We start from the raw sequence: 6,880 nt of genomic DNA, 5'->3' as shown, positions 1-6,880 counted from the left end.
TGTAGGAGCGGCCTTGTGTCGCGATGGGCTGCGCAGCAGCCCCGGCAATTTGTGCCGCTGTGCTGAAACCCTGGGGCTGCTACGCAGCCCATCGCGACACAAGGCCGCTCCTACAGGTCCGTGCATGCCTTGGAAGGCTACGCTGGCCCACAGCAATCAAACCGGCTCGACAGTCACCCACCACGGTGTCACACGCTGCACCCGCACCGGCAACGCCGCTTGCAACAACTCCAGCGCCCGGTCGGTATCGTTGAGCGGGAAGGCCCCCATCACCGACAGCCGTGCAACATCCGGGTGCCAACCCAGATGCCCATGGCGATAGCGTCCAAGCGTTTGCAGCAACTGCGCCAAGGGCATGTCTTCGGCATTCAAACGGTGATGAATCCACGACTCACCCGCGCTTTGCGCCGCGCGCGTGCTGCCGATGCCCCGGGCACTGAACTCCACCTGCTGGCCCGCCTGCACGATGCAGCGCTCACCGCTGTGCGCAGTACACACCTCCACGGCGCCGGCATACACGTCCAGCCGGGTGTTCTCGCCCTGCTGGCACACCGCAAAGCGTGTACCCAGCGCCTGCATGCGCCCTTGCGCGGTATCGACAAAGAAGGGGCGACGCGGGTCGTGGGCGGTTTCCACCAGCAGCTCGCCAAAACGCAGTTTCAGCACCCGGCTGAATGTGGAGAACTCCATGTCCACGGCACTCTGGGCGCCCAGCCACAGGTGGCTGCCATCGGCCAGGCGGGTCTCGTGGATTTCCCCGATGCCCGTGGCAATATCGGCGCCCAAACCCGACAAGGGCGCACCCTGCCAGGCCCGCCAGCCCAGTAGCGAGCTGGCACCCAGCACCAGCAGCGACTTGAGCCCGGTGCGCCGGCTGAAGCGGTGTGCGTCGTGCTCACGCAGTGCCCGGCCCGCCGCCGCGCCTTCGCCCTGCAAGGGGGTAAAACGCTGGCCGACACGTTGCACGTAGTGCCAGGCCGCCTGATGGTCACTGTGCTGGCCCAGCCAGTGTTGCCACTGGGCGCGCAGGTGAGGGCTGACGTTATCGTCCTGCAACTGCACATACCACTGCGCGGCTTGTTGCAGGCTGGCATGGCTGAGCTTTTGTGCGGATGAGGTCATGGCATCACTCCACCAGCAACCCGTCGAGCTCGGCTTCAAGAATGGCGCAATGCAGAAACGCCTGGGCCAGGTATTTCTTGATCATGCGTTCACTCACCCCGACATGTGCGGCGATGTCGCGGTAGGCCATGCCATCGATCTGCGCCAGCAGGAATGCCTGGCGTACCTTGGCCGGCAGGCGCAGCAGCATCGCGTCCACCTCGTGCAGGGTTTCGACAATGATGGCGCGCTGTTCGGGGGAGGGCTGCAGTGCTTCGGGCTGCAAGGCCAACTGCTGCAGCCAGGCCTGTTCCAGCTTCTGCCGCCGCCAGTGGTCCACGCACAGGCCGCGGGCGATGGTGGCCAGGTACGAGCGCTCACCGCGTTCACCGTCAAACTGCCTTGGGCGGTTGAGAATGCGCACGAAGGTGTCCTGCACCAGGTCGGCAGCATCGCAGCGGCTGCCAAGCCGACGGTACAGGAAGCCGAGCAACCAGCGCGAATGGCTGTGGTACAGGGTATGAAGCGAGGTGTTCAACTCTGGGATCGAAACCACGGCGGCATCCGGTGCGAGCGCAAATTGGTGTAAATGAGAAGTGATCGCGATAGTAGAGGTCGCTGAAAAATACTGCAATCATTGTCGGCCTCGCCGGTGCCGAGCCTGGGACAACCTGTCGCCTTGACGCGACGGCGCGCAATTTGTTTGTGCTGGCATTTCGGATACAATCAGAAAAACGATTCAGCCTTGTCGGTCAATTCGACAAAAGGCCGAGTCGTTTTCTGGTTCTCTGGCTGCTGAACAATGACCAACAAAAAGCCTGCGCTGAAGAACAAGGAACACCTGGGCCAGCCACAGGCCCTCCCTCCGTTCTCCTGACTGGAATTGATCAATGTTCAAGAAAGCTGGCAAGACCTTGCTGGGTCTGGCTGTCGCTGCAAGCGTCATGCAAGCGCACGCCGCAGAAACCAAGAAAGTAGACGTGCTGCTGGTCGGCGGCGGCATCATGAGCTCCACCCTGGCCGTGTGGCTGCACGAGCTGGAGCCAAGCTGGTCGATGGAAATGGTCGAGCGCCTGGACGGCGTGGCCGAAGAAAGCTCCAACGGCTGGAACAACGCCGGTACCGGCCACTCCGCGCTGGCCGAACTGAACTACACCCCTGAAGACAAAGACGGCAACGTCAACATCTCCAAGGCCATCGAAATCAACGAAGCCTTCCAGATCTCCCGCCAGTTCTGGTCGTGGCAGGTACGCCAGGGCGTGCTGAAGAACCCGCACTCGTTCATCAACACTACCCCGCACATGAGCTTCGTGTGGGGCGATGACAACATCAAGTTCCTGAAGAAGCGGTACGACGCGCTGCAGGCCAGCCCGCTGTTCCGCCCGATGCAGTATTCCGAGGACCACGCGCAGATCGCCAAGTGGGTCCCGCTGATGATGGAAGGCCGCGACCCTAACCAGAAACTGGCCGTGACCTGGACGCCAATCGGCACCGACGTGAACTTCGGCGAGATCACCCGCCAGTTCGTTGGCCACCTGCAAACCCAGAAAGGCTTCGATCTGAAGCTGTCCAGCGAAGTGCAGGACATCACCCGCAACAAGGACGGCTCCTGGCACGTCGAGTACAAGAACCTGAAGGACGGTACCGAGTCGGCCACCGATGCCAAGTTCCTGTTCATCGGTGCCGGCGGCGGCGCACTGAAGCTGCTGCAGAAGTCGGGCATTCCGGAAGCCAAGGAATACGCAGGCTTCCCGGTGGGCGGCTCGTTCCTGGTAACCGAGAACCCGACCGTGGCCATGCAGCACATGGCCAAGGCCTACGGCATTGCTTCGACCGGCGCACCACCCATGTCGGTACCGCACCTGGACACCCGTGTGCTGGACGGCAAGCGCGTGATCCTGTTTGGCCCGTTCGCTACCTTCTCGACCAAGTTCCTGAAGAACGGTTCGTACCTGGACCTGCTGAGCAGCACCACCACCCACAACGTGTGGCCAATGACCAAGGTGGGTATCGAGCAGTACCCGCTGGTCGAGTACCTTGCAGGCCAGCTGATGCTGTCGGATGACGACCGCTTCGAAGCCCTGCGCACCTACTTCCCGAACGCCAAGAAAGAAGACTGGCGCCTGTGGCAGGCCGGCCAGCGCGTGCAGATCATCAAGCGTGATGCCGAGAAGGGCGGCGTGCTGAAGCTGGGTACCGAAGTGGTTGCCTCCGAAGACCGCACCATCGCTGGCCTGCTGGGTGCATCGCCAGGCGCCTCCACGGCTGCGCCGATCATGCTGAACGTGCTGGAGACGGTGTTCAAGGAGAAGGTTGCTACCCCAGAGTGGCAAGCCAAGATCAAGGAAATCGTACCGAGCTACGGCACCAAGCTGAACGATTCGGCAGCGGCCACCCAGAAAGAGTGGAACTACACCGCTGAAGTGCTGCAACTGGAGAAACCGCCGGTGATCGATGCCAGCGTCGACTTCGGTGGCGCTGCGAGCGAGCCGGTTGAGAGCAAGCCTGAGAACGACATGGCGCTGTAACTGGCCATTGTTGTGACAACAAAGCCACGGGGGTGACCTCGTGGCTTTTTTGTTGCCTGTTCGGGCCTCTTCGCGGGCTCGCCCGCTCCCACAGGTAACGCGTCGCCTGCAGGTTTGTGCAGTTCCTGTGGGAGCGGGCAAGCCCGCGAAGAGGCCGGCACAGAAAGCCACTGATCGGAAACCTGCACAGCAACCGATAAAAACATATTTTGATGCTTAAATTAATCTTGTCAGTCGATCCCCTCCAGGAGGGTGCCGTCATGAACACCAAGATTGCTGCCTTACTGCTGCTCGCCCTGTGCGCCCAGCCGGCATGGAGCCAGAGCTACGCCTCCCCGACCCCCGCCGCCAAACCCGCAGAATCCGCTGCATTGACCACGCGCATGGCCCTGCGCGACCTCTGGGTCGAGCACATCTTCTGGGTGCGCAACTATGCCGTAGCCAACCAGGCCGGCAACGCCAAACAGGCGCAAGTCGCCGCCAATGAAGTGGTCAGCGACGCCACACGAATCGCCAGCAGCATCGCCCCGCTGTACGGCCAGCCCGCTGCTGACCAGTTGTTGAAACTGCTGGCCGGCCACTGGGGCGCTATCAAGCATTACAGCGACGCCACCGTGGTCAAGGACAAGAAGGGCCAACAAGCCGCCGTCGATGAACTGACCAGCAATGCCAAGGCCATCGCGGCGTTCCTGGCCAAGGCCAACCCGAACCTGCCCGAACCGACCCTGCTGACGTTGCTCAGTGCTCATGGCGGCCACCATGTGGCGCAGATCGATCAACTGGCGGCCGGTGACTACGCCGCCGAGGCGCGCACATGGGGAATGATGCGTGAGCATATCCTGACCTTGTCCGATGCCTTGGCTGCAGCGCTGGTCAAACAATTCCCGGGCAAGTTCTGATGCTTGAAGGTTTGGGCCGTACCCAACAGGACCTGCTCCACGCGTTGCTGCACCGGCCAGCTGGCATGAGCATCGACGACCTGGCGCAGGCCCTGGCGATCACCCGCACGGCCGTGCGCCAGCACCTGGCCGCACTGGAGCGTGATGGCCTGGTCAAGCGCGGCGCTACCCGGCCTACCGGGCGTCGGCCGGAACAGCTGCACGAGCTGACCGAGCACGCCCGCGAACAGTTCCCCCGCCAGTACCCGCTGCTGGCCAACCTGCTGATTGGTGAGGTGGCAGGTTTGCTGGGCCAGGAAGCACTGCTGGCGCTGATGCGCCAACTGGGGCGCAAGCTGGCCGCAGACCTTGAGCACAAGGTGGTGGATGAAGCGCGTATCGTCGAGCACATGAACACTGCCGGGTATGAGGCGCAGGTGTTCTTTCGCTCGTCAGGTGAACCCGAGATCGTCGCGCACAATTGTGTGTTCCATCATCTGGCCAAGGCGCATCCGGTGGTCTGCGAGCTGGACCTGGCGTTGATCGGCGCCCTGGGCGGGGCCGCAGTCAGCCATGAGGAATGCATGCTCAGGGGAGGGCAGGTGTGCCGGTTTGCGCTTGCCCGTACAAAACCTGCAGGCTGACACTGCCCCTGTAGGAGCGGCCTTGTGTCGCGACAGGGTCGCAAAGCGGCCCCGGCAATTCTTGCGGCGAAGCTGAAAACCTGGGGCCGCTACGCGCCCCTGTCGCGACACAAGGCCGCTCCTACAGGGATCGTGTCAGCCTGACAGGTCAAACTTGCCGCAGGATGCACTCCAGCAACCCGGGAAACCGCTCGCCCAGCATTTCGCTGCGCAACGAATTCATGTGGGTCGTGCCCACATTGCGGGTATGCACCAACCCTGCATCACGCAGCACGCGAAAGTGATGGGACATGCTCGACTTCGGCCGGCCGCCGTCCAGCTCGCCGCAGCTGGCTTCGGTTACACCGGCCAGATGGCGGACGATTTCCAGGCGCACGGGGTCGCTCAGCGCGTAGAGCAGGCGTTCAAGGATCAGGTCTTGCGCGGTGGGATGTTTATAGGCTCGCATGGCTCACATGATAACGGGGGTTTCATTAATTGCCATAGTTCGATTATGATCGAACAACAGTATTCAGATGAACCCGGAGTTTCCCATGTCCGCACTGTTCGAACCCTACGCCCTCAAGGACGTCACCCTGCGCAACCGCATCGCCATCCCGCCGATGTGCCAGTACATGGCCGAGGACGGCATGATCAACGACTGGCATCACGTGCACTACGCAGGCCTGGCCCGTGGTGGTGCCGGCCTGCTGGTGGTCGAAGCCACGGCGGTGGCGCCGGAAGGGCGTATCACCCCCGGTTGCGCCGGTATCTGGAGCGATGCCCACGCCCAGGCCTTCGTGCCGGTGGTGCAGGCCATCAAGGCCGCCGGCTCCGTGCCAGGTATCCAGATAGCCCACGCCGGGCGCAAGGCCAGCGCCAACCGCCCGTGGGAAGGTGATGACCACATTGCCGCCGACGACGCCCGCGGCTGGCAAACCATCGCCCCGTCTGCCGTTTCCTTTGGCGCGCACCTGCCGAAAGTGCCACGCGAGATGAGCCTGGATGACATCGCCCGGGTCAAGCAGGACTTCGTCGATGCCGCCCGCCGTGCGCGTGATGCCGGCTTTGAGTGGATCGAACTGCACTTTGCCCACGGTTACCTGGGCCAGAGCTTCTTCTCCGAACACTCCAACAAGCGTACCGACGCCTACGGCGGCAGCTTCGACAACCGCAGCCGCTTCCTGCTGGAAACCTTGGCCGCGGTGCGTGAAGTGTGGCCGGAGAACCTGCCGCTGACCGCGCGCTTTGGTGTGCTGGAATACGACGGCCGCGACGAGCAGACCCTGGAAGAGTCGATCGAGCTGGCGCGCCGCTTCAAGGCCGGTGGCCTGGACCTGCTGAGCGTGAGCGTCGGTTTCACCATCCCCGAGACCAATATCCCGTGGGGCCCGGCATTCATGGGGCCGATTGCCGAGCGTGTACGCCGTGAGGCGAAGCTGCCGGTGACTTCGGCATGGGGCTTTGGCACGCCGCAACTGGCGGAGGCTGCGTTGCAGGCCAACCAGCTGGACCTGGTTTCGGTCGGGCGTGCGCATTTGGCCGACCCGCACTGGGCGTACTTTGCAGCCAAGGAGCTGGGGGTGGAGAAAGCCTCCTGGACCTTGCCAGCGCCATACGCGCACTGGCTTGAGCGTTATCGCTGAGTGATGCCGGGGGCTGCTGCGCAGCCCGATCGCGACACAAGGCCGCTCCTACAAGCGTACGCGGTCTCCTGTAGGAGCGGCCTTGTGTCGCGATCGGGCCGCGC

The 6,880-nt window shown here is 63.0% G+C and carries 7 protein-coding genes; 4 read left to right on the top strand and 3 right to left on the bottom strand.

All coding sequences use genetic code 11. The features are described 5' to 3' along the window. Window positions 1-156 precede the first annotated feature (156 nt). Complete coding sequence (locus tag ACQKPZ_RS27900; RefSeq protein WP_427544466.1) at window positions 157-1,122, bottom strand: FecR domain-containing protein; 966 nt, start codon at window positions 1,120-1,122, stop codon at window positions 157-159. Window positions 1,123-1,126: 4 nt separating this feature from the next. Next, window positions 1,127-1,657, bottom strand: coding sequence for a sigma-70 family RNA polymerase sigma factor (locus tag ACQKPZ_RS27895; RefSeq protein ID WP_427544463.1), 531 nt, complete (start codon window positions 1,655-1,657; stop codon window positions 1,127-1,129). A gap of 334 nt (window positions 1,658-1,991) precedes the next feature. Here ACQKPZ_RS27895 and mqo point away from each other — a divergent pair, with 334 nt between their 5' ends. The 3 genes from mqo to ACQKPZ_RS27880 all read left to right on the top strand — a co-directional run bounded on the left by mqo (window position 1,992) and on the right by ACQKPZ_RS27880 (window position 5,151). Next, window positions 1,992-3,629, top strand: coding sequence for a malate dehydrogenase (quinone) (gene mqo / locus ACQKPZ_RS27890; RefSeq protein WP_391126943.1), 1,638 nt, complete (start codon window positions 1,992-1,994; stop codon window positions 3,627-3,629). 260 nt (window positions 3,630-3,889) lie between these two features. Next, window positions 3,890-4,528, top strand: coding sequence for a hypothetical protein (locus ACQKPZ_RS27885; RefSeq protein ID WP_427544461.1), 639 nt, complete (start codon window positions 3,890-3,892; stop codon window positions 4,526-4,528). Then, window positions 4,528-5,151, top strand: coding sequence for a helix-turn-helix transcriptional regulator (locus ACQKPZ_RS27880; protein ID WP_427544458.1), 624 nt, complete (start codon window positions 4,528-4,530; stop codon window positions 5,149-5,151). Before ACQKPZ_RS27885 ends, ACQKPZ_RS27880 begins: the two co-directional genes overlap by 1 nt. A 148-nt stretch (window positions 5,152-5,299) precedes the next feature. Here the strand turns inward: ACQKPZ_RS27880 and ACQKPZ_RS27875 are convergent, their stop codons facing one another. Further along, window positions 5,300-5,599 carry an ArsR/SmtB family transcription factor gene (locus tag ACQKPZ_RS27875; RefSeq protein ID WP_391126934.1) on the bottom strand — a complete coding sequence of 100 codons (300 nt, stop codon included), beginning with the start codon at window positions 5,597-5,599 and terminating at the stop codon, window positions 5,300-5,302. 85 nt (window positions 5,600-5,684) lie between these two features. On the opposite strand from ACQKPZ_RS27875, the gene xenA reads away from it, so the two are divergent. Then, the gene (gene xenA / locus ACQKPZ_RS27870) at window positions 5,685-6,776 is read left to right on the top strand and encodes a xenobiotic reductase XenA (protein WP_427544456.1); all 1,092 of its coding nucleotides are present in this window, start codon (window positions 5,685-5,687) and stop codon (window positions 6,774-6,776) included. The last annotated feature ends 104 nt before the right edge of the window (window positions 6,777-6,880 follow it).

This window comes from Pseudomonas sp. NPDC089547 (assembly GCF_050280665.1).
Lineage (GTDB): Bacteria > Pseudomonadota > Gammaproteobacteria > Pseudomonadales > Pseudomonadaceae > Aquipseudomonas.
This window is presented reverse-complemented; position numbering and strand designations above follow the sequence as displayed.

Excerpts from the sequence above, each read along its gene's own strand:
- mqo (WP_391126943.1), top strand. The coding sequence starts at position 1,992 with ATGTTCAAGAAAGCTGGCAAGACCTTGCTGGGTCTGGCTGTCGCTGCA.
- ACQKPZ_RS27880 (WP_427544458.1), top strand. The coding sequence starts at position 4,528 with ATGCTTGAAGGTTTGGGCCGTACCCAACAGGACCTGCTCCACGCGTTG.
- ACQKPZ_RS27900 (WP_427544466.1), bottom strand. The coding sequence starts at position 1,122 with ATGACCTCATCCGCACAAAAGCTCAGCCATGCCAGCCTGCAACAAGCC.
- xenA (WP_427544456.1), top strand. The coding sequence starts at position 5,685 with ATGTCCGCACTGTTCGAACCCTACGCCCTCAAGGACGTCACCCTGCGC.
- ACQKPZ_RS27875 (WP_391126934.1), bottom strand. The coding sequence starts at position 5,599 with ATGCGAGCCTATAAACATCCCACCGCGCAAGACCTGATCCTTGAACGC.
- ACQKPZ_RS27885 (WP_427544461.1), top strand. The coding sequence starts at position 3,890 with ATGAACACCAAGATTGCTGCCTTACTGCTGCTCGCCCTGTGCGCCCAG.